At 61.4% G+C, this 24,795-nt stretch carries 23 protein-coding genes; 16 read left to right on the top strand and 7 right to left on the bottom strand.

All coding sequences use genetic code 11. From position 1 onward, the window contains the following. Positions 1–122: 122 nt before the first annotated feature. From J5M57_RS18345 to J5M57_RS18330, 4 genes are all read left to right on the top strand, one after another. A complete protein-coding gene (locus tag J5M57_RS18345; protein ID WP_207848381.1) occupies positions 123–1,478 on the top strand; it encodes a pitrilysin family protein in 1,356 nt (451 codons plus the stop codon). Beyond that, positions 1,471–2,958 (top strand): pitrilysin family protein, encoded by a 1,488-nt coding sequence (locus tag J5M57_RS18340; RefSeq protein ID WP_207848380.1) that lies wholly within the window; start codon positions 1,471–1,473, stop codon positions 2,956–2,958. Before J5M57_RS18345 ends, J5M57_RS18340 begins: the two co-directional genes overlap by 8 nt. Continuing rightward, positions 2,958–3,563, top strand: a complete 606-nt coding sequence (gene rsmD / locus J5M57_RS18335) for a 16S rRNA (guanine(966)-N(2))-methyltransferase RsmD (RefSeq protein ID WP_083367657.1) — start codon at positions 2,958–2,960, stop codon at positions 3,561–3,563. The genes J5M57_RS18340 and rsmD overlap by 1 nt, the downstream gene beginning before the upstream one ends. A gap of 113 nt (positions 3,564–3,676) precedes the next feature. Beyond that, positions 3,677–4,675 carry a hydrolase gene (locus tag J5M57_RS18330; protein ID WP_207848379.1) on the top strand — a complete coding sequence of 333 codons (999 nt, stop codon included), beginning with the start codon at positions 3,677–3,679 and terminating at the stop codon, positions 4,673–4,675. A gap of 46 nt (positions 4,676–4,721) precedes the next feature. On the opposite strand, the gene J5M57_RS18325 is transcribed toward J5M57_RS18330, so the two are convergent. Both J5M57_RS18325 and J5M57_RS18320 read right to left on the bottom strand, forming a co-directional pair. Further along, positions 4,722–5,576, bottom strand: coding sequence for a sulfurtransferase (locus J5M57_RS18325; protein ID WP_169843400.1), 855 nt, complete (start codon positions 5,574–5,576; stop codon positions 4,722–4,724). 31 nt (positions 5,577–5,607) lie between these two features. Beyond that, complete coding sequence (locus tag J5M57_RS18320) at positions 5,608–6,279, bottom strand: TetR/AcrR family transcriptional regulator (protein ID WP_007964152.1); 672 nt, start codon at positions 6,277–6,279, stop codon at positions 5,608–5,610. A gap of 145 nt (positions 6,280–6,424) precedes the next feature. On the opposite strand from J5M57_RS18320, the gene J5M57_RS18315 reads away from it, so the two are divergent. The 5 genes from J5M57_RS18315 to J5M57_RS18295 all read left to right on the top strand — a co-directional run bounded on the left by J5M57_RS18315 (position 6,425) and on the right by J5M57_RS18295 (position 11,098). Beyond that, a complete protein-coding gene (locus J5M57_RS18315) occupies positions 6,425–7,855 on the top strand; it encodes a coniferyl aldehyde dehydrogenase (protein WP_207848378.1) in 1,431 nt (476 codons plus the stop codon). 28 nt (positions 7,856–7,883) lie between these two features. Next, complete coding sequence (locus tag J5M57_RS18310; protein ID WP_207848377.1) at positions 7,884–8,429, top strand: twin-arginine translocation pathway signal protein; 546 nt, start codon at positions 7,884–7,886, stop codon at positions 8,427–8,429. 91 nt (positions 8,430–8,520) lie between these two features. After that, complete coding sequence (locus J5M57_RS18305; protein ID WP_207848376.1) at positions 8,521–10,116, top strand: GMC family oxidoreductase; 1,596 nt, start codon at positions 8,521–8,523, stop codon at positions 10,114–10,116. 115 nt (positions 10,117–10,231) lie between these two features. Beyond that, positions 10,232–10,711: a pantetheine-phosphate adenylyltransferase gene (coaD, locus tag J5M57_RS18300; protein ID WP_003229157.1), complete on the top strand. Its 480-nt coding sequence runs from the start codon at positions 10,232–10,234 to the stop codon at positions 10,709–10,711. Between the two features lie 135 nt (positions 10,712–10,846). Continuing rightward, positions 10,847–11,098, top strand: a complete 252-nt coding sequence (locus J5M57_RS18295) for a YfhL family 4Fe-4S dicluster ferredoxin (RefSeq protein ID WP_003195146.1) — start codon at positions 10,847–10,849, stop codon at positions 11,096–11,098. Between the two features lie 121 nt (positions 11,099–11,219). Here J5M57_RS18295 and J5M57_RS18290 read toward each other — a convergent pair whose 3' ends face one another. The 3 genes from J5M57_RS18290 to J5M57_RS18280 form a co-directional block, all read right to left on the bottom strand. After that, positions 11,220–11,543, bottom strand: coding sequence for a hypothetical protein (locus J5M57_RS18290; protein ID WP_025112081.1), 324 nt, complete (start codon positions 11,541–11,543; stop codon positions 11,220–11,222). 69 nt (positions 11,544–11,612) lie between these two features. Further along, positions 11,613–12,425 (bottom strand): bifunctional DNA-formamidopyrimidine glycosylase/DNA-(apurinic or apyrimidinic site) lyase, encoded by an 813-nt coding sequence (gene mutM / locus J5M57_RS18285; RefSeq protein ID WP_207848375.1) that lies wholly within the window; start codon positions 12,423–12,425, stop codon positions 11,613–11,615. A gap of 12 nt (positions 12,426–12,437) precedes the next feature. Next, complete coding sequence (locus J5M57_RS18280) at positions 12,438–13,250, bottom strand: HDOD domain-containing protein (protein WP_162276306.1); 813 nt, start codon at positions 13,248–13,250, stop codon at positions 12,438–12,440. Between the two features lie 228 nt (positions 13,251–13,478). Here J5M57_RS18280 and J5M57_RS18275 point away from each other — a divergent pair, with 228 nt between their 5' ends. The 6 genes from J5M57_RS18275 to ilvD all read left to right on the top strand — a co-directional run bounded on the left by J5M57_RS18275 (position 13,479) and on the right by ilvD (position 21,284). Next, the gene (locus J5M57_RS18275; protein WP_169843396.1) at positions 13,479–14,018 is read left to right on the top strand and encodes a type 1 glutamine amidotransferase domain-containing protein; all 540 of its coding nucleotides are present in this window, start codon (positions 13,479–13,481) and stop codon (positions 14,016–14,018) included. A gap of 250 nt (positions 14,019–14,268) precedes the next feature. Continuing rightward, positions 14,269–15,465 (top strand): class I SAM-dependent rRNA methyltransferase, encoded by a 1,197-nt coding sequence (locus J5M57_RS18270; protein ID WP_064589673.1) that lies wholly within the window; start codon positions 14,269–14,271, stop codon positions 15,463–15,465. 446 nt (positions 15,466–15,911) lie between these two features. Beyond that, a complete protein-coding gene (locus J5M57_RS18265; protein ID WP_207848374.1) occupies positions 15,912–16,985 on the top strand; it encodes a SagB family peptide dehydrogenase in 1,074 nt (357 codons plus the stop codon). Further along, positions 16,982–17,959 carry a diiron oxygenase gene (locus tag J5M57_RS18260; protein WP_207848373.1) on the top strand — a complete coding sequence of 326 codons (978 nt, stop codon included), beginning with the start codon at positions 16,982–16,984 and terminating at the stop codon, positions 17,957–17,959. The genes J5M57_RS18265 and J5M57_RS18260 overlap by 4 nt, the downstream gene beginning before the upstream one ends. After that, on the top strand, positions 17,952–19,184 hold the full coding sequence (locus J5M57_RS18255; RefSeq protein WP_207848372.1) for a multidrug effflux MFS transporter: 1,233 nt from the start codon (positions 17,952–17,954) through the stop codon (positions 19,182–19,184). Before J5M57_RS18260 ends, J5M57_RS18255 begins: the two co-directional genes overlap by 8 nt. A gap of 258 nt (positions 19,185–19,442) precedes the next feature. Continuing rightward, positions 19,443–21,284: a dihydroxy-acid dehydratase gene (gene ilvD, locus J5M57_RS18250; protein WP_169843392.1), complete on the top strand. Its 1,842-nt coding sequence runs from the start codon at positions 19,443–19,445 to the stop codon at positions 21,282–21,284. Between the two features lie 163 nt (positions 21,285–21,447). Here ilvD and J5M57_RS18245 read toward each other — a convergent pair whose 3' ends face one another. Then, complete coding sequence (locus J5M57_RS18245; RefSeq protein WP_047297167.1) at positions 21,448–22,503, bottom strand: hypothetical protein; 1,056 nt, start codon at positions 22,501–22,503, stop codon at positions 21,448–21,450. 241 nt (positions 22,504–22,744) lie between these two features. Here J5M57_RS18245 and J5M57_RS18240 point away from each other — a divergent pair, with 241 nt between their 5' ends. Further along, positions 22,745–24,136 carry an L-cystine transporter gene (locus J5M57_RS18240; protein ID WP_207848371.1) on the top strand — a complete coding sequence of 464 codons (1,392 nt, stop codon included), beginning with the start codon at positions 22,745–22,747 and terminating at the stop codon, positions 24,134–24,136. A gap of 110 nt (positions 24,137–24,246) precedes the next feature. Here the strand turns inward: J5M57_RS18240 and J5M57_RS18235 are convergent, their stop codons facing one another. After that, the gene (locus J5M57_RS18235) at positions 24,247–24,759 is read right to left on the bottom strand and encodes a dihydrofolate reductase (protein WP_207848370.1); all 513 of its coding nucleotides are present in this window, start codon (positions 24,757–24,759) and stop codon (positions 24,247–24,249) included. Positions 24,760–24,795 lie beyond the last annotated feature (36 nt).

The raw sequence follows: 24,795 nt of genomic DNA, 5'->3' as shown, positions 1-24,795 counted from the left end.
ACAGCCGCATCAGGCCTGAAATCCTGATAGACGTGGTCGCCGGTAAAACGGATCAGTATCCTAGCACCTCCTCGCCCGCCTAGGCTAAGACCAAGCGGGCAGCCCAACAGGTTAAAAAACGAATGAATGCTCTAGCCCGCCGCGCTGCAGGCCTGCTGCTCAGCACAGTCTGCCTGCCCCTTTCGGCCCTGGCGGCCGACCCGCAACCGACCCACGAATTCACCCTCGACAACGGCCTCAAGGTCGTCGTGCGCGAAGACCATCGCGCCCCGGTGGTGGTGTCGCAAGTCTGGTACAAGGTCGGTTCCAGCTACGAAACCCCGGGCCAGACCGGTCTGTCCCACGCGCTTGAGCACATGATGTTCAAGGGCAGCGAGAAAGTCGGTCCCGGCGAAGCCTCGCTGATCCTGCGCGACCTGGGTGCCGAAGAGAACGCGTTCACCAGCGACGACTTCACCGCTTATTACCAGGTGCTGGCCCGCGACCGCCTGGGCGTAGCGTTTGAACTGGAAGCCGACCGCATGGCCAATCTGCGCCTGCCGGCTGACGAGTTCGCCAAGGAAATCGAAGTCATCAAGGAAGAGCGCCGCCTGCGCACCGACGACAAGCCGATGTCCAAGGCCTACGAACGCTTCAGGGCGATGGCTTACCCGGCCAGCGGCTACCACACACCGACCATCGGCTGGATGGCCGACCTCGACCGCATGAAGGTCGAAGAGCTGCGCCACTGGTATCAGTCCTGGTATCTGCCGAACAATGCCACGCTGGTGGTGGTTGGCGACGTCACCCCGGATGAGGTGAAAACCCTCGCCCAGCGCTACTTCGGGCCGATCGCCAAGCGCGACGTGCCACCGGCGAAAAAACCGCTGGAACTGGCCGAACCCGGCGAACGCCAGATCACTCTGCATGTACAGACTCAACTGCCTAGCTTGATGCTCGGTTTCAACGTGCCAAGCATTGCCACCGCTGAAGACAAGCGCTCGGTCAACGCCCTGCGCCTGATCTCGGCGCTGCTCGACGGCGGCTACAGCGGGCGCATCCCGACGCAACTGGAGCGTGGCGAAGAGCTGGTGTCCGGCGGTTCGTCGAGCTACGACGCCTACACCCGTGGCGACAGCCTGTTCACCCTCTCGGCGACGCCGAACACTCAGAAGAAAAAGACCATGGCGCAGGCTGAAGCCGGTCTGTGGAAGCTGCTGGAACAGCTGAAAACCAGCGCACCGTCCGCCGAAGAACTGGAGCGCGTGCGTGCGCAAGTGATTGCCGGCCTGGTATTCGAGCGTGATTCGATCACCAGCCAGGCCACCGCCATCGGTCAGCTGGAGACCGTCGGTCTTTCATGGAAGCTGATGGACACCGAACTGGCCGACCTGGAAAGCGTGACCCCGCAAGACATCCAGAACGCCGCCAAGCTGTATTTCACCCGCGAACGTCTCAGCGTCGCCCACGTCCTGCCACTGGAGACGACTCATGAGTGAGCGCAAATCCCCACGCCTGCTGCTCGGCCTGATCGCCGTGGCGGTAATCGGCTCCACCGCGTTTTATCTGATGCCCGGCGTCAAAACCGACGCCAGCGAAGCCCTCGACAACGCCAAGACCAGCCAGAAGCTGCAATCGCTGGCCGAACTCGACGGCAAGGCCCCGGCCAGCCGCAAGCTCGACGTACAGACCTGGAACACCGCCGAAGGCGCCAAGGTGCTGTTCGTCGAAGCCCATGAGCTGCCGATGTTCGACATGCGCCTGATCTTCGCCGCCGGCAGCAGCCAGGACGGCGATGCACCGGGCCTGGCAGTCCTGACCAATGCCATGCTCAACGAAGGCGTGGCCGGCAAGGACGTCGGCGCCATCGCCCAGGGCTTCGAAGGCCTCGGTGCGGATTTCGGCAACGGTGCCTACAAGGACATGGCGCTGGCTTCGCTGCGCAGCCTGAGTGATGCCGACAAGCGCGAGCCGGCACTCAAGCTGTTCTCCGAAGTGGTGGGCAAACCGACATTCCCGGCCGATTCTTTCGCCCGCATCAAGAACCAGATGCTCGCCGGTTTCGAATACCAGAAACAGAACCCCGGCAAACTCGCCAGTCTCGAACTGATGAAGCGCCTGTACGGCGACCACCCGTACGCGCACTCCAGCGACGGCAATGCGCAGAGCGTGCCGCAGATCACCCTGGCGCAACTGCGTGAGTTCCACGCCAAGGCCTATGCCGCCGGCAACGTGGTCATCGCTCTGGTCGGCGACCTGTCTCGCGCCGAAGCCGAGGCCATTGCCAATCAGGTCTCCGGCGCCCTGCCAAAAGGCCCGGCGCTGGCGAAGATCGCCCAGCCGCAGGAGCCCAAGGCGAGCATCGGCCACATCGAATTCCCGTCCAAGCAGACCAACCTGCTGATCGCGCAACTGGGTATAGACCGTGACGACCCGGATTACGCAGCACTGTCGATGGGCAACCAGATCCTCGGTGGTGGCGGCTTCGGTACCCGTCTGATGAGCGAAGTGCGCGAGAAGCGCGGCCTGGCCTACGGCGTGTATTCCGGCTTCAGCCCGATGCAGGCCCGTGGCCCGTTCATGATCAACCTGCAGACCCGCGCGGAAATGAGCGAAGGCACCCTGAAACTGGTGCAGGACGTACTCGCCGACTACCTGAAGACGGGGCCGACCCAGAAAGAACTCGACGACGCCAAACGCGAACTGGCCGGCAGCTTCCCGCTGTCCACCGCGAGCAACGCCGATATCGTCGGCCAACTGGGCGCCATGGGCTTCTATAATCTGCCGCTGAGCTATCTGGATGACTTCATGCGTCAGTCCCAGAGCCTGACCGTCGAACAGGTCAAAGACGCGATGAACAAACACCTGAGCACGGACAAACTGGTCATCGTCAGCGCTGGCCCGACCGTGCCGCAAAAGCCGTTACCGGCCCCTTCTGATAAACCTGCCGAGCAACCGCTCGGGGTTCCGGAGCATTAATGGCTACTCGTCCTAAAAAACCTGCGCAGAACGTCCATAACGGTGTGAACCAGCTGCGCATCATCGGCGGCGAATGGCGCAGCCGCAAACTGAGCTTCCCCGATGCGCCGGGCCTGCGCCCGACGCCGGACCGCGTGCGTGAAACCCTGTTCAACTGGCTGGCGCCGTATGTGGCCGGGGCCAAGGTGCTGGATCCGTTCGCCGGCAGCGGCGCGCTGTTTCTTGAAGCACTGTCCCGTGGCGCGGCCATGGGGCAGGCACTGGACGCCAGCAACGTTGCCGTGTCGAGCTTGAAGGAACACCTCGGCACCCTGCGCTGCACCAACGGCCAGGTCCAGACTGCCGACGCCCTGCGCTACCTGGAAACCCAGGTCGCTACGCCGTTCGATCTGGTGTTTCTCGATCCGCCGTTCAACCAGAACCTGCTGCCCGCGGTCTGCACCCTGCTGGAAGAGCGCCAATGGCTGGCGCCCGACTCGTGGATCTACACTGAAAGCGAAACCGCGCCTTCGACGCTGGGCCTGCCGGGCAACTGGCGCCTGCACCGCGAGCAAAAATCCGGACGGGTGTACTACGCGTTGTGGCAGCGTATGGCAGTCAACTGAATGTATTGAACAACCCTGTGGCGAGGGAGCTTGCTCCCGCAGGACTGCGCAGCAGTCCCAAAAAAGGGCCGCTTCGCGCCCCAGCGGGAGCAAGCTCCCTCGCCACAAAAGGTGTGTGCCCTCTGGAAACTGAACGCTTCACCCCCGCCTTCGGCCTCGGCAATCCGCACCTGCAAACCTTGTGGGGGCCGCTGTGGCGCAAAACCGTGCACCTTGATCGCCAGCGCGAACGCCTGTGGCTGGACGACGGTGATTTCCTCGATCTCGACTGGTACGGCCCGCACAGCGCCGAGGCACCTTTGGTTTTGGTGCTGCACGGGCTGACCGGCTCCTCCAATTCGCCTTACGTCGCCGGGATCCAGGCCGCGCTCGCCGCGCAGGGCTGGGCCAGTGTCGCGCTGAACTGGCGCGGTTGCTCCGGCGAACCCAACCTGCTGCCGCGCAGTTACCACTCCGGTGCCAGCGAAGACCTCGCCGAAGCCATCCAACACCTGCGCGCCAAGCGGCCATTGGCGCCGCTGTATGCGGTCGGCTATTCCCTCGGCGGCAATGTGTTGCTCAAGCACCTGGGCGAGACCGGCAGCGACAGCGGCCTGCTCGGTGCGGTGGCGGTGTCGGTGCCGTTTCGCCTCGATCAATGCGCAGACCGCATTGGCAAAGGTTTTTCCAAGGTCTATCAGGCGCACTTCATGCGCGAGATGGTCGCCTACATCAAGAACAAGCAACGCCAGTTCCAGCATGACGGGCGCGAGGATGGCCTGGCAGCCCTGGCGGCACTCGGTTCGCTGGAGAACATGCGCACCTTTTGGGACTTCGATGGCCGGGTCACCGCGCCGCTGCACGGTTTTACCGATGCCGAGGATTATTATCGGCGGGCATCGAGTCGCTATTTTCTTGGTGAGATCCGCACCCCGACCCTGATCATTCAGGCGGCCGACGATCCGTTCGTGTTCCCCCACAGCCTGCCGACGGCCGAGGAACTGTCCGCCACCACCCAGTTCGAGTTGCAGGCCAAGGGTGGGCATGTCGGCTTTGTCGATGGCACGTTCCGCCAGCCCGGTTACTACCTGGAACGGCGCATCCCGCAATGGCTGGCCAGCGTGACGCAATGAAAGATGCGGGCCCCGCACGCCCACGACGGCTATGCGGTAGGTCGGTTCACTCGCCCGTGGCAATCCCGCGAGCAGGCTCATTGATCCACTCACTCCACGACCCGGCATACAGCGAACCCAGTGGATACCCCGCCAGACACAACGCAAACAGGTTGTGACAGGCCGTCACCCCGGAGCCGCAATAGGCGACCAGGTCGGCCGGCGAGCGATCAGCGAGTTTCGCGGCAAAGCGCTGCTTGAGCTCGTCCGCCGGCAGGAAGCGCCCATCGCTGCCGAGGTTCTCGGTAAAGGCTGCGCATTGCGCGCCGGGAATGTGCCCGGCAATCGGGTCGATCGGCTCGACCTCACCCTTGAAGCGCGGCAAGGCCCGGGCGTCGAGCAACGTCAGCGATGGCTGATCGAGGCGTTGCTGCAATTGTTCGGCGCTCAGCAACAGGTTCATGTCCGGTTTGCCGCTGAAGTGGCCCCGGCTGACCGACGGCGCATCCAGACTCAGCGGAAGACCGGCCGCGTGCCAGGCCTTGAGCCCGCCGTCGAGAATGAACACACGGTCACGCTTGCCCAGCCACGCCAACAGCCACCAGGCGCGGGCCGCGTAGGCGCCGGGGCCGTCGTCGTAGAGAACCACATCGCTGTCGGCATTGATGCCCCACGCTTGCAGACGCTCGATCAACTCCGCCGGCTCGGGCAGCGGATGGCGCCCGGTCACGCCCTTGATCACCTTGCCGCTGAGATCACGCTCAAGATCGGCGAAACGGGCGCCGGCAATGTGCCCGTCGGCGTAACTGCGCTGCCCGTAGTCCGGGTCTTCGAGGGCAAAACGACAATCGAGAATCACCAGCCCCGGTTGCTCCTTGCGGGCATCCAGTGCGTTCGGGCTGATCAGTTGCGCAATCGGCATAACGGACTCCTGTGAGCGACTTCGAAAATGGTTACCGCCCTTCCTCGAGGGCCTGGGCCAGCGGCACGTAGAACTCGTCGAACAAGGCATTCACCTCTTCGCGGGCCTGATCGGTGACGAAACCGGCTTCCAGCACCAGCACCTGATACACGCCACGCTTGATGGCCTGCTCGCTGAGGTGGTTGGAGTTTTCCCGGGTGGTGCACAGAAAGCGCACCCAGGACGTGAGGATGATCCAGGCGTTGATCGTCAGGGATTCGATTTGCACCCGATCCATCTTGAGAATGCCGGCGGCGACGAAACCTTCGTAGATCGCCATCCCCTGGATCACGCAGCGCTGGGAGAAGCGTCGGTAGCGCGCGGCGAGGTCCGGGTCGCTGTCGAGCAGGTGTTCCAGATCGCGATGCAGAAAACGGTAGCCCCACATCGCCGACAGCAGTTCCTTGAGGTAATAGCGCTTGTCTTCGACCGTGGCGGCTCGCCCCTGCGGCGGGCGCAGAAAGCTGTCCACAAGGCTCTCGTACTCACTGAACAGCACGGCGATGATCGCCTGCTTGTTGGGGAAGTGGTAGTACAGGTTGCCCGGAGAAATCTCCATGTGCGCGGCGATGTGGTTGGTGCTGATGCTGCGCTCGCCCTGCTGGTTGAACAGTTCGAGGCTGTTCTGCACGATGCGCTCGCTGGTTTTTATTCGTGGGGCCATGGCTTGAGCTTTAATTCAGAGTGCGGTGAGGAGCATCTTACGACCTAACCGGAAATGGATAAAACAAAGCTGTGTCGGGAAGTCATTTGACTTTCTAGAGCATAGACTCTAGAAAGTCATCACTACAATAAATCCGGAGCCGACGATGACTGCCGACATTGCTTACCTGCAAACGCTGCAACAGCCACTGGAAGAGCTTGATCGGTTGTTCGCGGCACAGCGCGCCGCCTATGCCGCCAACCCGATGCCACCGGCGGCCCAGCGTCAGCAATGGCTCAAGGCATTGCGCGACTTGCTCAGCAATGAGCGCCAGGCCCTGGTCGACGCCATCAGCACCGATTTCAGCCATCGCAGCGCCGATGAAACCCTGCTCGCCGAGCTGATGCCCAGCCTGCACGGCATTCATTACGCCAGTCGGCACCTCAAGGGCTGGATGAAGTCCTCGCGGCGCAAAGTCGGCATGGCCTTTCAACCGGCGTCGGCAAAAGTGGTGTATCAACCGCTCGGCGTGGTCGGCATCATCGTCCCTTGGAACTACCCGTTGTATCTGGCCATCGGCCCGCTGGTCGGCGCACTGGCGGCGGGCAACCGGGTGATGCTCAAGCTCAGCGAATCGACGCCGGCCACCGGGCTGCTGCTCAAGGCCTTGCTGGCGCGAATTTTCCCCGAAGATCTCGTGTGTGTGGTGCTCGGCGAGTCGGACGTCGGCGTGGCGTTTTCCCGTCTGCGCTTCGATCACCTGCTGTTCACCGGCGCCACCAGCATCGGCAAACACGTAATGCGCGCCGCAGCGGAAAACCTGACCCCGGTGACCCTCGAACTGGGCGGCAAATCCCCGGCCATCGTCTCGCGCGACGTGCCGCTCAAGGACGCCGCCGAACGCATCGCCTTCGGTAAAACCCTGAATGCCGGACAAACCTGCGTTGCCCCCGACTACGTGCTGGTGCCGCAAGACCGCGTCGGCGCGTTCGTCGAAGCCTATCGTCAGGTGGTCAACCGTTTCTATCCGACCCTCGCCGACAACCCGGACTACACCGCAATCATCAACGAGCGCCAACTGGCGCGGCTCAACAGTTATGTCAGCGACGCCACCAGCAAGGGCGCGCTGCTGATCCCGCTGTTCGAACAGGGCCAGGGCCGGCGCATGCCGCACAGCCTGCTGCTGAACGTCACTGACGAGATGACCGTGATGCAGGACGAAATCTTCGGCCCGCTGCTGCCGATCGTGCCGTATCAGGACCTCGATCAGGCGTTTGCCTACATCAATCAGCGCCCTCGTCCTCTGGCCCTTTACTACTTCGGCTACGACAAGCGCGAACAGAACCGCGTGCTGCACGAGACCCACTCCGGCGGCGTGTGCCTGAACGACACCCTGCTGCATGTGGCGCAGGACGACATGCCGTTCGGCGGCATCGGCCCGTCGGGCATGGGCCACTATCACGGCCACGAAGGCTTCCTGACCTTCAGCAAGGCCAAGGGCGTATTGATCAAACAGCGTTTCAACGCGGCGAAGCTGATCTACCCGCCGTACGGCAAATCGATTCAGAAACTGATCCAGAAGCTGTTCATCCGCTAATCGTCGTCACCGCCGGGTAATAACAACAATGCACCCAAGCCTGACCGAAACACCTGCCCTGTCGCGCCGTGGCCTGCTGAAATTCAGCCTCGGCGCCACCGCGTTCCTCGCCACCGCCGGCCTTGGCGCGAGCCTCAGTGGCTGTTCATCGAGCGTCGCGGCGAACGGCTTCGCCACTTTGCGCGACGGCGACCTGTTATTCCTGCGCGCCTTGATTCCGGTGATGCTCGACGGCGCCGTGGCGAGCGAAAAAATGCCCGGCGCCGTCGATGGCACCCTCAAGTCACTCGACTACAGCCTCGATCACCTGTCGCCGGAGATGCTCAAACTCACCCGGCAACTGTTCGACGTGCTGGGCATGACCGTCACGCGCGGGCCGCTCACCGGCATCTGGGGCAGTTGGGAAAACGCCAGTCCGGAGGCCATGCGCCACTTCCTCGACCGCTGGCAGAACAGCTTGTTAAGCCTGCTGCGCATGGGTCACAGTTCCCTGCAGCAAATGGTGATGATGGCCTGGTATAACCGCGCCGAGTCCTGGGGCCATTGCGGCTACCCCGGCCCGCCAGTCGTCTAGACATCAACCGAACCCTGTAGGAGCGGGCTTGCCCGCGATGGCGCCAGTTGCCCCACCACTGCATCCAGAATAATAAAAGAGAACCTGATCGATGCCCGTACCCGACCCGTTCCGCGAAGGCCTTGCCCGTGGCTGGAAAACCTACAACGGCGCACAACTGACCGATGATCTGACGCTGCAAACTGACGTGGCGATCATCGGCAGCGGCGCCGGTGGTGGCACCACGGCGGAAATCCTCAGCGCCGCCGGCTATAAGGTGCTGCTGATCGAAGAAGGCCCGCTCAAGACCAGTTCCGACTTCAAGATGCTCGAAGATAAGGCCTACAGCAGCCTCTATCAGGAAGGCATCGGCCGCATGAGCAAGGACGGCGCAATCACCATCCTCCAGGGCCGTGCAGTGGGCGGCACCACCCTGATCAACTGGACCTCGAGCTTCCGTACCCCGGAGCCTACCCTCGAACACTGGGCCAAGGAACACAATGTCAAAGGCCACAGCCCGGCCGAGATGGCGCCGTGGTTCGAGAAAATGGAACAACGCCTGGGCGTCGCACCGTGGAGGGTGCCGCCCAACGCCAATAACGACGTGATCCGCAAAGGCTGCGAGCAACTCGGCTACAGCTGGCACGTGATCCCGCGCAACGTGCGCGGCTGTTGGAACCTCGGCTACTGCGGCATGGGCTGCCCGACCAACGCCAAGCAATCGATGATGGTCACCACCATTCCGGCGACGCTGGAAAAGGGCGGCGAATTGCTCTATCTGGCCCGTGCGGAAAAACTGTTGATCAACGGCGACACCATCACCGGCCTGCAATGCGTGGCGATGGACGAACGTTGCGTCGCGCCCACCGGACGCAAAATCACGGTCAAGGCGCGGCATTACGTGCTGGCCGGCGGCGGCATCAACAGCCCGGCCTTGCTGCTGCGCTCGGATGCACCAGACCCGCATCAGCGCCTCGGCAAACGCACCTTCCTGCATCTGGTGAACATGTCCGCCGGACGGTTCGACGAGGTGATCAACCCGTTCTACGGCGCGCCGCAATCAATCTACTCGGACCATTTCCAGTGGAAGGACGGCACCAGCGGGCCGATGGGCTACAAACTCGAAGTGCCGCCGCTGCAGCCGGCGCTCGCGGCGACGTTGCTCGGCGGCTTCGGCACCCAGAACGCCGAACACATGGCGGACCTACCGCACACCCATGCGATGTTGGCGCTGCTGCGCGACGGTTTCCACCCGGACAGCCCCGGCGGCAGTGTCGAACTGCGCGGTGATGGCTCGCCGGTGCTCGACTATCAGGTCTCGCCTTACGCCTGGGAAGGCTTGCGCCGCGCCTTTCACAGCATGGCCGAGATCCAGTTTGCCGGCGGCGCCAAAGCCGTGATGCCGATGCACGCCGATGCGCGTTACGTGAAAACCCTGGCCGAAGTGCGCACGCTGATCGACGGTTTGAGCCTTGAGCTGTACCGCACGCGCCTGGGCAGTGCCCACGTGATGGGCGGTTGTGCGATGGGCGAAGAGCCGAAAAACGCCGTCACCGACAGCCTCGGCCGGCATCACCAACTGAGTAATCTGTCGATCCACGACGGCTCGCTGTTCCCCACCAGCATTGGCGCCAACCCGCAATTGTCGGTGTATGGCCTGACCGCACAGTTGGCGACGGCTCTCGCCGATCGGTTGAGAAATCCGTGAAAAAACCGCTTTATCGCGTCGTCTATAGTGCTTTCTTACCCAACAGGCGACTTGGCCGACCGGGACGGCTGCGATACCATCCGACTCCCCAACGGACTCCCGCCAGGACGACGCGATGAACCGAGTGTTGTACCCAGGTACCTTCGACCCTATTACCAAGGGCCATGGCGATCTGGTCGAACGCGCCTCGCGCCTGTTCGATCACGTGATCATTGCGGTCGCCGCCAGCCCCAAGAAAAACCCGCTGTTCCCGCTGGAACAACGGGTCGAACTGGCTCGCGAGGTCACCAAGCACCTGCCGAACGTGGAAGTGGTCGGCTTCTCGACGCTGCTGGCGCATTTCGCCAAGGAGCAGAACGCCAATGTGTTCCTGCGTGGTTTGCGTGCGGTGTCGGACTTCGAATACGAATTCCAGCTGGCCAACATGAACCGTCAACTGGCCCCGGACGTAGAGAGCCTGTTTCTCACCCCGTCCGAGCGTTATTCGTTCATCTCCTCGACCCTGGTGCGGGAAATCGCGGCGCTGGGCGGCGATATCAGCAAGTTCGTGCACCCGGCCGTGGCCGATGCCCTGACCCTGCGTTTTAAAAAGTAGGAGCTGCCGCAGGCTGCGATCTTGGCTTTTGATTTCAGCCCTTGATCGCAGCCGCGTGCACTGCGCTCGCCAATGCGGCACAATTGCGCGCATTGATTTATAGCGCCCGGGCCTGCCGCCCCGGCTGGAGTTAGCATGTCCCTGATCATCACCGACGATTGCATCAACTGCGACGTCTGCGAACCCGAGTGCCCGAACGCCGCCATTTCCCAGGGCGAAGAGATTTATGTGATTGACCCGAACCTGTGCACCCAGTGCGTCGGCCACTACGACGAGCCACAGTGCCAGCAGGTCTGCCCGGTGGATTGCATTCCGCTGGACGAAGCGCATCCGGAGACTGAAGAACAGTTGATGGAGAAGTACCGCAAGATTACCGGCAAGGCCTGAGTCCTGCAGCGCCTCTTAGGCCCTCTTCGCGAGCAGGCTCGCTCCCACATTGGAATGCATTCCAAACTGTGGGAGCGAGCCTGCTCGCGAAAGGGCCATCAGCCTCACAACAAATCCTGATTCACTCGCGCTGCTCAAACCCCTCCCCCGTACACCCCAGGCAGCGCACGAACGCCGCCTTCGCCGGGTCGACCACCAACGCCTGCCCCGCATCGCCCACTCCGCCACCCAGCGCGGTAAACGGCAAAGACACCACAAACACTCCGGCACCCAGCACCGTCGCCACCACCAGCAACGGGCGGGCGATCAGCAAGTCGCCAATCATGGCGTAGGCCGGAGGGTTCTGAATCGCATAGCGGGGGTCACCGCTGCCGCCTTCCGTCGCCCGGGTCGGCAGACTGGAACACAACAGCAGCGCAATGAGCAGGACTTGCAGGGGCTTCATGGCACGATCCTTCGGGCTGAACAGTGAGACAACTCACTATAGACCGTAGGACTTTTTCAGCCTTTTGCCTCAGGTCTGGCAGCGCGGGCAGAACACACTGGCGCGCTGACCGAGCTTCACTTCGCGCAGGCCGGTGCCGCAGACCTTGCAGTGTTCACCACCACGGCCATAGACAAACAGTTCCTGCTGGAAATACCCCGGCTGCCCGTCACCGCCGATAAAGTCGCGCAACGTGGTGCCGCCACGCTCGATGGCCGCGGCGAGGATGCGTTTGATCTCGATCGCCAGCTTCAGATAACGCGCCCGGGAGATGCTCTTGGCCTCACGGCGCGGGTCGATGCCGGCGGCGAACAGCGCTTCGGTCGCATAAATGTTACCGACGCCGACCACCACCGCGTTGTCCATGATGAACGGTTTGACCGCCATCGAACGCCCGCGCGAAAGCTGGAACAGACGTTCGCCGTCGAACAGATCGGTCAGCGGCTCCGGCCCGAGGCGAATCAGCAGTTCGTGATTGAGCGGATCGGTGCTCCAGAGCATCGCGCCGAAGCGTCGCGGATCGGTGTAGCGCAGGGCCAGCCCGGATTCCAGCTCGATATCGACGTGCTCATGCTTCAACGCCGGCAGCCCGACTTCCACCAGACGCAGGTTGCCCGACATCCCGAGGTGACTGATCAAGGTGCCGACTTCGGCGTTGATCAACAGGTACTTGGCCCGCCGTTCGACCACCACGATGCGCTGCCCGGACAGGCGCACATCGAGGTCTTCGGGGATAGGCCAGCGCAGCCGGCGATCACGCACGATCACCCGGCTGACGCGCTGGCCTTCCAGGTGCGGGGCAATGCCACGGCGGGTGGTTTCGACTTCCGGCAGTTCAGGCATGGCGTCCTCGAATCAATGCGCGCCGAGGTCGCGGATCGTTTGTTTGAGCGTTTCAAAGTCGTAATCCGACAACCCGACATAATCGAGGATCAGCGCACCGATGCTGTTCCACTCGTGGTCTTCGGTCTGGTTGCCCAGCACCCGATACGACGCACAGATGTGCTCGGACATCTTGAGGATCGCCAGCAGATTCTTCATCTGGCTGTTGCGCGACGACTCATCGCTGAAAATCGCCAGCGCATTGTGGTGATTGGCGATGGCCGCGCTGACGTGTTCCGGCAAACGCCACGACTTGGCGGTGTAATAACCGACCACCGAATGGTTGGTGTTGAACTCGGCGTTTTCGGTGTCCACCACGCGGAACTCGGCGCTGGCATTGGCGTAGGCCTTTTCCAGCACCGACATGTAGTTGGGGAATCGTTGCAGCATCAACGGCACGCCACAATCGTGGAACAGGCCCAAGGCATAAGCCTCGTCACCCGCCTGGGTGCCGATGCGCTTGGCCAGGGTCAGGCAGGTCATCGCCACGTCCTGGGCGGTGTCCCAGAAACGGTTGAGGGTGACGATGGTGTCGTCGTTCATCTCGCCCTTGATCGACTGCGCGTTGATCAGGTTGATGATCGAACGACTGCCCAGCAGGTTTACGGCGCGCTGGATCGAAGTGATCTTGTTGCTCAGGCCGTAATAAGGCGAATTGACGATTTTCAGCAGAGAACCGGACAGACCGGGATCCTGGGCGATCAGCTTGGCGATCACCTCCAGGTCCGGATCGGGCATGTACTGCTCCATTTGCAGATCCACCATGATCTGCGGCTGCGCGGGCACGCTGATGCCCTGCAGGGATTGTTGAATCTGTTCGGTGGTCAGCTCTTGGGACATAAGTACACACTCTGGGACAGGCGGCGATTCTAACCTCTAAAAACCGAACGACGACACACCAGTGGGCAATTGTCAGGAACTTTCATTCACGCTCTGGCTTCGGAATCTGTAATGCCCACGGGATCGCTCAGATCCCGTGCGGCGGCAAACGCCCACAGACTCAGGAGCTTATCGATGGCCACTTCTCTCAACGGCAAACGCGTCGCCATTTTGGTAACAGACGGTTTCGAACAGGTCGAATTGACCGGTCCCAAGCAGGCATTGGAGCAGGCTGGCGCCCAGGTCGACATCCTTTCCGCCGAGGCCGGCAAGGTTAAAGGCTGGAACCACGACAAACCGGCGGATGACTTCAAGGTCGACCAGACCTTTCAAGGCGCTAGCAGCGAGCAGTACGACGCGATCGTCCTGCCGGGCGGCGTGCAGAACTCCGACACCATCCGCATCGACCAGGACGCCCAGCACCTGGTCAAGACCGGCGCCTCGGCCGGCAAGCCGATTGCGGTGATCTGCCATGGCGGCTGGCTGCTGATTTCCGCCGGGCTGGTCAACGGCAAGACCATGACCAGCTACAAGACACTCAAGGACGACCTGGTGAATGCCGGGGCCAACTGGGTCGATAAAGAAGTGGTCAAGGACGGTCACCTGATCAGCAGCCGTCAGCCAGATGATATTCCGGCGTTCAGCCGTGAGTTGATCGACGCGCTCTCTGCCTGATCTGTGGGCTTGTGAGTGTATGTGGTGAGGGGATTTATCCCCGATGGACAGCGCAGCTGTCCCAAATCGACTCACGCGGTCAGTCAGAAAACTGCGTTAGGGGTTTGCGCCTGCTACGCAGCCGATCGGGGATGAATCCCCTCGCTACAAGTGACTTTCTGCAAGAGCAAGGGCTCACCGCATATCCACTCACCAGCCAATCAGGCCGAGCAACACGGTATACTCCCGCTCTTTTTTCCGGAGCGACGTCATGTCCCTGCCTAGCCTGCGCCTCAAAGCCAACGCCGACCGTCGCCTGCGCAACGGCCACTTGTGGGTCTACAGCAACGAAATCGATGTGGCCGCCACGCCACTGCACGGCTTCAAGGCCGGCGATCAGGCGATCCTCGAAGCGGCCGGCGGCAAGTCGCTGGGCATCGTCGCCATGAGCCCGAACAACCTGATCTGCGCTCGTCTGCTGTCGCGCGACATCAAACTGCCGCTGGACAAATCACTGCTGGTACATCGCCTGAACGTGGCCCTGTCGCTGCGCGAGCGCCTGTTCGACAAGCCGTTCTACCGCCTGGTCTACGGCGACTCCGATCTGCTGCCGGGTCTGGTGGTCGACCGTTTCGGCGACATCCTCGTGGTACAGATCGCCTCGGCGACCATGGAAGCGCATAAAGATGACGTGATCGCCGCACTGACCCAAGTGCTCAAGCCAAGCGGCATTCTGTTCAAGAACGATTCCGCCGCCCGTGATGCCGAAGGCCTCAACCGTTACGTCGAAACCGTGTTCGGCCTGGTGCCGGAGTGGGTCGCCCTGGAAGAGAACGGCGTGAAGTTCGAAGCGCCGGTCATTGGCGGCCAGAAAACCGGCTGGTTCTACGACCACCGCATGAACCGCGCCCGCCTGGCCCCGTACGCCAAGGGCAAACGCGTGCTCGACCTCTACAGCTACATCGGTGGCTGGGGCGTGCAAGCGGCAGCGTTTGGCGCCAGTGAAGTGTTCTGCGTCGATGCCTCGGGCTTCGCGCTGGACGGCGTTGAGCGCAACGCTGCGCTGAACGGCTTCGCCGACAAGATGACCTGCATCGAAGGCGACGTCTTCGAAGCCCTGAAAGAACTCAAGGCCAGCGAAGAGCGATTCGACGTGATCGTTGCCGACCCGCCCGCGTTCATCAAGCGCAAGAAAGACATGAAAAACGGTGAAGGCGCCTACCGTCGCCTGAACGAGCAAGCCATGCGCCTGCTCACCAAGGACGGCATCCTGGTCAGCGCGTCGTGCTCGATGCACCTGCCGGAAGATGATCTGCAGAACATCCTGCTGACCAGCGCCCGCCACCTGGATCGCAACATCCAGTTGCTGGAGCGCGGCGGTCAGGGCCCGGACCACCCGGTGCACCCGGCCATCGCCGAAACCCGCTACATCAAGAGCATCACCTGCCGCCTCCTGCCTAACAGCTGATTGGCAGCCAAAAACGGGGAGCTCAAGGGCTCCCCGCTTGCTGTCTGGCGATGCAACGTCGCCGATGATCCGTTCTCCCTGTCTGCCGTCCTACATATAACTTCCTAAACCAGTGCAGGAAATTTCCCTGCACATTTGATTTAACACCCAATAACTTACAAATATGTTCTAGCCGCGCGACCACTCCGACAAAATTACTGGAATTTTCCTACTTAATAATCACTTGCCATAAACTCATTACAAACTATGATTAAGTTGTCACCACGAGGTGGCACTCACTATCACTGAACATGGAGTTCACACTATGAAAGCAATTACTCTGGAAGCTAACAAAATCGCAAACCTGGCTTTTCTGGTTGCCCCTAAAGCCCGTTAAGTAAAGGTGGACGCTGGGGAGTGCCGGCACTCCAGCGTCCTTTCGACTTTATCCAGAGCGAAGAGCCCACATGCACATCAATCCTTATTTATTCATACTGCCGCGCACGCCCGGACTTATTGTCTGGAACTACAAAGAACACATTCAACACGAACTCGATATCGATTATTCATCGAGACTTGCCAAACTAATTCACGACCCCAACCTGTTTGACAGCCACAACATAATAGACACCCAACTATTAAACGCCAAAATACTGACCCCCACTAAAATAGACAGTCCCATATGGGGCTGGGACGAACTATCGAAGATTTACCATATCGGCACACAGAACATTCCCTGTGAACAAGTGCCGCAGAATATCCATGAGTGGTCCCGACAATACTTGGACCACTGCAATGAAGTACTGGCCGCAGAGGCTCCTGAAATGGGACGCCTGGTGCAACATGTCGAGCGGCGCATCATGCTGCCCGCCCCCGTCGCCCTGACTGACAGCAGCCTGGGCGATGCGCTGCTGCAGCGAAAGACCTGTCGCTCCTTCACCGGTGAAGCAATCACCCTCAAGACCGTTGCCACGCTGCTGTATCTCTCCTTGGGTTATCTCGACGAACGCGACCCTGATCGCGACGCCAGCATCGCCCAAGGCTTGGGCGCGCGACGCAGCAGCCCTTCGGGTGGAGGACTCAACGCCTGCGAAGGATTTGTTCTGGCGCAAAACATCAGCGGCCTGGAACCCGGCATTTACGCCTATCACCCGGCCGAGCACGCCTTGAGTCCGGTCGGCCCTCTGCCCGAACCCGCGCTGGGCCACCTGCTGGCCGGGCAACACTTCATCAACAACTTGCCGTTGGGGCTGTTCATCACTGCGCGCTTCGACAAGCTCTGGTGGAAGTACCAACACTCGCGGGCCTATCGCATGGCCTTCGTCGAAGCCGGCCACCTGTCACAGTCATTCCAGCTGGTGGCTACGGCCCTGGGACTCAATACCTGGCTGACAGGGGCCTTCGGCGATCATCAGGTCGAAACCCTGCTCGGAATCGAAGGCAGTGCCGAGCAACCGCTGTTCTTCGTCGGCTGCGGCGCGAGCGACGGCCAGGCAATGTGTCAGGAAATGCAGGATCTGCTCCGGGAGACGCAAGCATGACGGCACCCCTGGCAGATCCGCCCCTGGCGCCCGAGTCCTGGTCACAGCGGTTTACCCTCGGCGACTGGAACAGCCACGCCTCGGTACGCAACAGCCGTCACGACTACCTGTTGCCACCCGATGTACAGGAACAACTGCAAACCCGTTTCTGGTTCCCGCCAGCCTTCCTGCCATACCTGGCGCACCCCGCCATCCAGGCCGCAGGCGCTGCCGTCATGCACCGCCTGACCGCCAATCATCTGGTGCACTTTCTCGACTACACCACCGTACTCGAGCACCGCATCGTCAACCGGGCAGTGGAAACCATCGTCCACGGCGAGTTGCCTGCCTATGTCCCGCCACGGATGAAAACCGCGGCGCTGCAGCTCTATACGGACGAGGGCTACCACGCACTGTTCTCCGATCGGCTCGCCAGTCAGATCGCTGAGTTGCATGGTTTCAACGCACGCCCGGTGATGCCTTTGCGAATCACCCGAATGAACGCCCTGATTGCCCGCACCGCCGAAAACAATCGCCCGCTGGCGTGGTTCCTGCTTGGCTTTGTCTCGGAAACCATCATTGCCCGGGAGCTACTGGAGGTCTGCCGCGAAACGCTGGTCACCAGCGTGAACGACATGCTGCGCGATCACCTGAGCGACGAGGCTCGCCACAGTCGCTACTTTTGCGAGGTGTTCCATTACCTGTGGCTGACCCTTAACAGCCGCCAGCGCACCTTCACCGCCAGAACCCTGCTGGACGTCATTGGCATCTTCTTCGAAGTCGATGAACGCTGGCTGCGGCAGAGCCTGCGAGGCGCCGGCATTGCCGAAACCGACGTGGCGCAGATTATCGGCAGCCTGGCCAACGCCCAGGCCAACCGGCAACGAGCGCGATCAGGCGCCGGCGCGACACTGCAGGCATTGGAGCAGGCAGGTTTCTTTGCGCTGCCCCACCACCGAAAACTTTTTGCCAAGGCAGGACTGATCGATGAATAACGAAGCACACGCAGGCACTGCCCGACAACGACGCGGCGCCGTCAGTCTTCTGCTGGCCATGGTCCTGCTTGGGGTGTTTCCGCTGGACGTGCTGCTGCCCTCGTTTCCCGCACTGGCCGAGCACTTTCGCAGCACCCCCGCGGACATTGCGCTGTCGATCAGCCTGTTCGCCGTAGGGATTGCGTTTGCGCAGTTGTTGATCGGGCCACTCTCCGACGTGATCGGTCGTAAAGGCCTGCTGCTCGCAGGCATGGGGGTGTCGATGCTGGGTGCGCTTGGCTGCGCCATGACCGCCGACTATACGTTCTTTCTGGCCTTCCGGTTGCTGCAGGCAGTGGGTTGCGGATGCTTTGTGCTGTCCCAGGCACTGGTGCAGGATCTGTTCGAGGGCGAGGAGCGCGATCGCTTGCGCATCCTGATGGTGACCGCGACGGGGATCTTCATTTCGGTGTCGCCGCTGGCCGGCACCTTTCTGCAAGCCACCCTCGGCTGGCGTGGCAGTTTCTGGGTGTTCACCGCACTGGCAGCGGTGGTGCTGATCAAGGCCTGGTTTTTTCTGGACAACAGCCGACCGAGCAGCCGAAGCACGCCTTTGACTTTTCTCAATGCCTATCGCCGGGTGATGGGCGATTTCGAATTTGTCGGCTACTGGCTCATTTCTGCGTTTGCGTTTGCCTGCCACTTCTCGTTCATCGTCATCTCACCGCTGATTTTCATGGATCAACTGCACCTGTCGGCCTATGAGTTCTCGCTGATCCTGCTGGTCTACGGTGCGGCCTATATCGTCGGCGGGATTGCCGCCGCGCTGTTGAGTCGGCGTATCAGCTCTGCGCAACAGATCATTGCCGGGTTGAGCCTGATCCTGCTGGCAGGGCTGGTGATGCTGTTCCTGTCGCAGCACTTCGGGCTCTCGCCCGCCACCGTGCTGATTCCGATGCTGATCTGCACCGCCGGCACCACCATTGCGCGCCCGGCGGCCACCTCACGGGCGATGAGCCTGTTCCCGGAGAACGTCGGCACCTCGGCCTCGGCCGGCAGCACGATCATCTTCATCTGCGGCGGCTTGATCAGCGCGTTGATCAGCCTGAGCCCGAGCAACCTGCAAACGACCCTCGGCTACTGTTTTGTCCTGCTCAGTGGCATTGCACTGGCGTTGAACAAGCGAATCGGCCATCGCGCCAGAGTCCTCGACAACAGCGCCATCGCCCCCACCAGCGGCGATTGAGCCTGCCGGTCGTCATGCCACACGCACCGTCGGCACTGGAACAATGCTTTGCGCCATTCCCTCCAGACGCCAGCGGTGTAGAATCGGCTGATTCATCGCCATTCATCCCCCGGCGGGTTTATGAGCTCAGGCTGAGGCAAGCGGCGATCCCGCAAAGTCATCGGCAACATCCAGGACACACGGCCATTTCTGAGTGTTCCAGACGTCAATAGAAGCTCACTTCCCTTTTGATACCTGATTAGCCGCCCGGAGTGCTCCATGCCAGATTACCGCTCGAAAACATCCACCCACGGCCGCAACATGGCCGGCGCCCGCGCACTGTGGCGCGCCACCGGGATGAAAGATGACGACTTCAAGAAGCCGATCATCGCCATTGCCAACTCCTTCACCCAGTTCGTGCCTGGCCACGTGCACCTCAAAGACCTCGGTCAACTGGTGGCCCGTGAAATCGAACGCGCGGGTGGCGTCGCGAAAGAATTCAACACCATCGCCGTGGACGACGGCATCGCCATGGGCCACGACGGCATGCTCTATTCGCTGCCAAGCCGCGAGATCATCGCCGACTCCGTCGAGTACATGGTCAACGCCCACTGTGCCGACGCCATCGTCTGCATCTCCAACTGCGACAAGATCACCCCGGGCATGCTGATGGCGGCCTTGCGCCTGAACATCCCGGTGATCTTCGTGTCCGGCGGCCCGATGGAAGCCGGCAAAACCAAACTCGCGTCCCACGGCCTCGACCTCGTCGACGCCATGGTGATCGCCGCCGACTCCAGCGCTTCTGACGAGAAAGTCGCTGAATACGAGCGCAGCGCCTGCCCGACCTGCGGTTCCTGCTCCGGCATGTTCACCGCCAACTCGATGAACTGCCTGACCGAAGCCCTGGGCCTCGCGCTGCCGGGCAACGGTTCGACCCTCGCTACCCACAGCGACCGCGAACAGCTGTTCCTGCAGGCCGGCCGCACCATCGTCGAACTGTGCAAGCGTTACTATGGCGAAAACGACGAGTCGGTGCTGCCGCGTAACATCGCCAACTTCAAGGCGTTCGAGAACGCGATGATGCTCGACATCGCCATGGGCGGTTCGACCAACACCATCCTGCACTTGCTGGCTGCGGCCCAGGAAGCCGAGATCGATTTCGACCTGCGCGACATCGACCGTCTCTCGCGCAGCGTGCCGCAACTGTGCAAAGTCGCGCCGAACATCCAGAAATACCACATGGAAGACGTGCACCGCGCCGGCGGTATCTTCAGCATCCTCGGTTCGCTGGCCCGTGGCGGTCTGCTGCACACCGACCTGCCGACCGTGCACAGCCGCAGCATGGAAGAAGCGATCGCCAAGTGGGACATCACCCAGACCACCGATGAAGCGGTGCACCACTTCTTCAAGGCCGGTCCTGCCGGTATCCCGACGCAAACGGCGTTCAGCCAGTCGACCCGTTGGGAAACCCTCGACGACGACCGTGAAAACGGCTGCATCCGCAGCTTCGAACACGCCTACTCGCAAGAAGGCGGCCTGGCCGTGTTGTACGGCAACATTGCCCTCGACGGCTGCGTGGTGAAAACCGCCGGTGTCGACGAGTCGATCCACGTCTTCGAAGGCAACGCGAAGATCTTCGAAAGCCAGGACAGCGCGGTGCGCGGCATCCTCGCCGACGAAGTGAAGGAAGGCGACATCGTCATCATTCGCTACGAAGGCCCGAAAGGCGGCCCGGGCATGCAGGAAATGCTTTACCCGACCTCGTACCTGAAATCCAAAGGTCTGGGCAAAGCCTGTGCGCTGCTCACCGATGGCCGCTTCTCCGGCGGCACCTCGGGTCTGTCCATCGGCCACGCTTCGCCAGAGGCTGCGGCCGGTGGCGCGATCGGTCTGGTGCAGGACGGCGACAAAGTGCTGATCGACATTCCGAACCGCTCGATCAATCTGTTGGTCAGCGACGAAGAACTGGCTGCACGCCGGGTCGAGCAGGACAAGAAAGGCTGGAAACCGGTCGAGCAGCGTCCACGCAAAGTGACCACCGCGCTCAAGGCCTACGCCCTGCTGGCGACCAGCGCCGACAAGGGTGCCGTGCGTAACAAGGCGATGCTCGACGGGTTGTAAGTTTTAGCCGCCGAATAAAAATGCCCCGCCAAGTGCGGGGCATTTTTTTGCTTGGCTGAATTGTTGGTGAGTATGAGGACCCCATCGCGAGCAGGCTCACTCCTACAATTGAAATGCGTTCCCCTGTAGGAGTGAGCCTGCTCGCGATGGGAGCGACTCGGTCTTACTGAATCTCTTCAGGCTTGACGATCACCCAGTTCTTGTCCGCCGTCACCGGCAACCCTTCCTTGGCCTGCGCCGCTGCGTGCTTGGCCATCATGCCGTTGAGCTGCGTCATGTATTTGTCCTTGCGGTTGACCCACAAGTGAATACCACCCTTGGCCACATCCACATCGTGGAACAGCATGTAGCCGTCGCTGCTCGGGGTGTCGCCGCCCACCAATACCGGTTTTTTCCACTCGTCGATGTAGGTCAGGATCGCCGCATGCTTGCCGGCCATCCATGTTGCCGGGGTCCACAGGTACGGGGTCAACTCAAGGCCGAGGTTGGCCTTCTCGTCATACTTGCCGGCGGTGATCTGTTTGCGCGCCGTGGTCAGCTCGCCGGTTTCGCGGTTCTTCAGCAACGTGGTCACGCCGATCACGTTCTGCGGTTTGACGTTGTAGCCGTACTTCGGATCGGCCGCGACCATGCGCACCAGCTCTTCGGAGGCGGCGGTCATCACGTAGACCTCGATGCCGTTCTCCATCAGCTTGTTGTACAGCTCGGCCTGGCCGGTGAAGACTTTCGGCGGCTGCACGTCGAGGTTCTTCACCACGTCACCGTCGTAATACGTGGTCGGCACCGGTTTGCCCGAGGCCATCAGCTCATCAACGTAACCTTTGAGTTCCTTGAGAGTGAAGCCGGAAAACACCTGCGCCACCCATGGGTAGCAGACCATGTCGTCGACTTCGCACAGGCGATAGTAGTAACTGAACAGGCTTTCCTTGTGGTCGGCGGTGTCCTTGAACGGCATCAGTTTCAGGGAGGGGTCGAGCTTGTCGCGGGTGATCAGGCCCTTGTTTTCCATGAACGGCAGCAACGACTCCTCGAGGTCGTAGCGGTAACTGGTGTTGTCCATGTCGAACACCGCGTAGTTACCCTTGTTGGCGTTGGCCGCGATCATCGCATCCAGTGCCTTGGCCTGATCTGCCGGCCAGTGTTTAAGATCGGTGGCGAATGCGTGAGCGGCCAACCCCAAACCCAGAACCACAGCGAGCATTTTCGGTGCGAACTTCATCGGCGTTTTCTCCCTGACTGAAAGACATCGACGCTAACAAATAAGTGTGACAGTCCTCGTCTGTCAGCGACCGCTTACGTCTCCTCAACGCCAATTGCATTGCCGAGAGCGACAAGTGCTTATTCCAAAAACGACGGACGACCTGCGATTTCGGTATTAATTCATTGGAAATCAACCTGTTAGGCTTGCCGGTTCGCAGTTGCCCAAGAATGCGACTGGCACAAGTCTTATCGGAGTCTTCATGAATCTGCCGCTGATCCTCAATCTGCTGGTGTTCCTCGTCCTGCTCTTCGGTCTGGCGCAAACCCGCCATACCACTTGGAGCCTGGCGAAAAAAGTCCTGCTCGCGCTGGCTCTGGGCGTGGCGTTCGGTGTCGCCCTGCACAGCATTTACGGTGCCGGCAACCCGGTGCTGAAAGCCTCGATCGGCTGGTTCGATCTGGTCGGCAACGGTTACGTGCAGTTGCTGCAAATGATCGTCATCCCGCTGGTATTTGCCTCGATCCTCAGCGCGGTCGCCCGTCTGCACAACGCGTCGTCGTTGGGCAAGATCAGCTTCCTGACCATCGGCACCTTGCTATTCACCACCGCAATTGCGGCGCTGATCGGTATCGGCCTGACCAACCTGTTCGGCCTCACCGCTGAAGGTCTGGTCGCCGGCACCCAGGAAATGGCCCGTCTGCAAACCATTCAGACCGACTACGCCGGCAAGGTTGCCGACCTGAACGTGCCGCAGCTATTGCTCTCGTTCATTCCGCAGAACCCGTTCGCCGACCTGGCCCGGGCCAAGCCGACCTCGATCATCAGCGTGGTGATTTTCGCCGCGTTCCTGGGGGTTGCCGCACTGCAGCTGCTCAAGGATGACGTGGAAAAAGGTCAGAAAGTGATCAACGCCATCGACACCCTGCAAGCCTGGGTGATGCGTCTGGTGCGTCTGGTGATGAAACTGACCCCGTACGGCGTACTGGCGCTGATGACCAAAGTGGTCGCCGGCTCCAACCTGCAGGACATCATCAAGCTCGGCAGTTTCGTCGTGGTCTCGTACCTCGGCCTGGGCCTGATGTTCGTGGTGCATGGCCTGCTGGTGTCGGCCGCCGGGATCAACCCGCTGCGCTTCTTCCGCAAGATCTGGCCAGTGCTGACGTTCGCGTTCACCAGCCGTTCCAGCGCCGCCAGCATTCCGCTGAGCATTGAAGCGCAGACCCGTCGCCTGGGGATTCCGCAGTCGGTGGCGAGTTTCGCCGCTTCGTTTGGCGCGACTATCGGCCAGAACGGCTGCGCCGGCCTGTACCCGGCAATGCTGGCGGTGATGGTTGCGCCAACGGTGGGCATCAACCCGCTGGATCCGCTGTGGATCGCGACGCTGGTGGCGATTGTGACCCTGAGTTCGGCCGGTGTGGCCGGTGTCGGTGGCGGCGCGACGTTTGCCGCGCTGATCGTGCTGCCGGCGATGGGCTTGCCGGTGTCACTGGTGGCGCTGCTGATTTCGGTGGAGCCGCTGATCGACATGGGCCGTACGGCGTTGAACGTGAGTGGTTCGATCACGGCCGGTGCGATTACCAGTCAGGTGATGCAGCAGACGGATAAAGCACTGCTGGATGCCGATGAGCATGCGGAGCTTGCTCAGGCTTAACCGCAACAAAATCTTGTGGCGAGGGAGCTTGCTCCCGCTGGGTCGCGAAGCGACCCCAACATATTGGGCCTGCTGCGCACGCCGTCGGGAGCAAGCTCCCTCGCCACAATTTAGGCTTTTTCCCAAACTTCGAAGTTGTACGCCGGCTTATCGCCTTCCGCCGGATTCGGCAAATTCGACACCAGCTTCCACTGGTTCAGATCGAACTCCGGAAACCACGCATCGCCGTCCGGGCTCAGCGCCACACGGGTCAGATACAGACGATCGGCCTGCGCCAGCCCTTGCGCATACAACTGCGCCCCGCCAATCAGCATCAACTCATCGACGCCCTGCGCTTTCGCCCACTCCTCGGCGCGAACCACCGCAGCTTCCAGCGACGGATAGACCTCTGCCCCTTCCAGCACCAGATCGGCCTGACGGCTGACCACGATGTTCAACCGGCCCGGCAGCGGACGGCCGAGGGAATCCCAGGTCTTGCGGCCCATGATGATCGGCTTGCCGAGGGTCGTGGCCTTGAAGTATTTGAAGTCCCCCGGCAGGTGCCAGGGCATGCTGTTGTCGACGCCGATCACACGGTTTTCACCGAGGGCTGCGATCAGGCTGAGGGGAAGTGATTTAGTCATGCCGGCGAGGATACCAGAGCCTCGCTTGACCCGATA

Source organism: Pseudomonas sp. 86_A (assembly GCF_017491705.1).
Taxonomy (GTDB): Bacteria; Pseudomonadota; Gammaproteobacteria; order Pseudomonadales; family Pseudomonadaceae; genus Aquipseudomonas; species Aquipseudomonas koreensis.
This window is presented reverse-complemented; position numbering and strand designations above follow the sequence as displayed.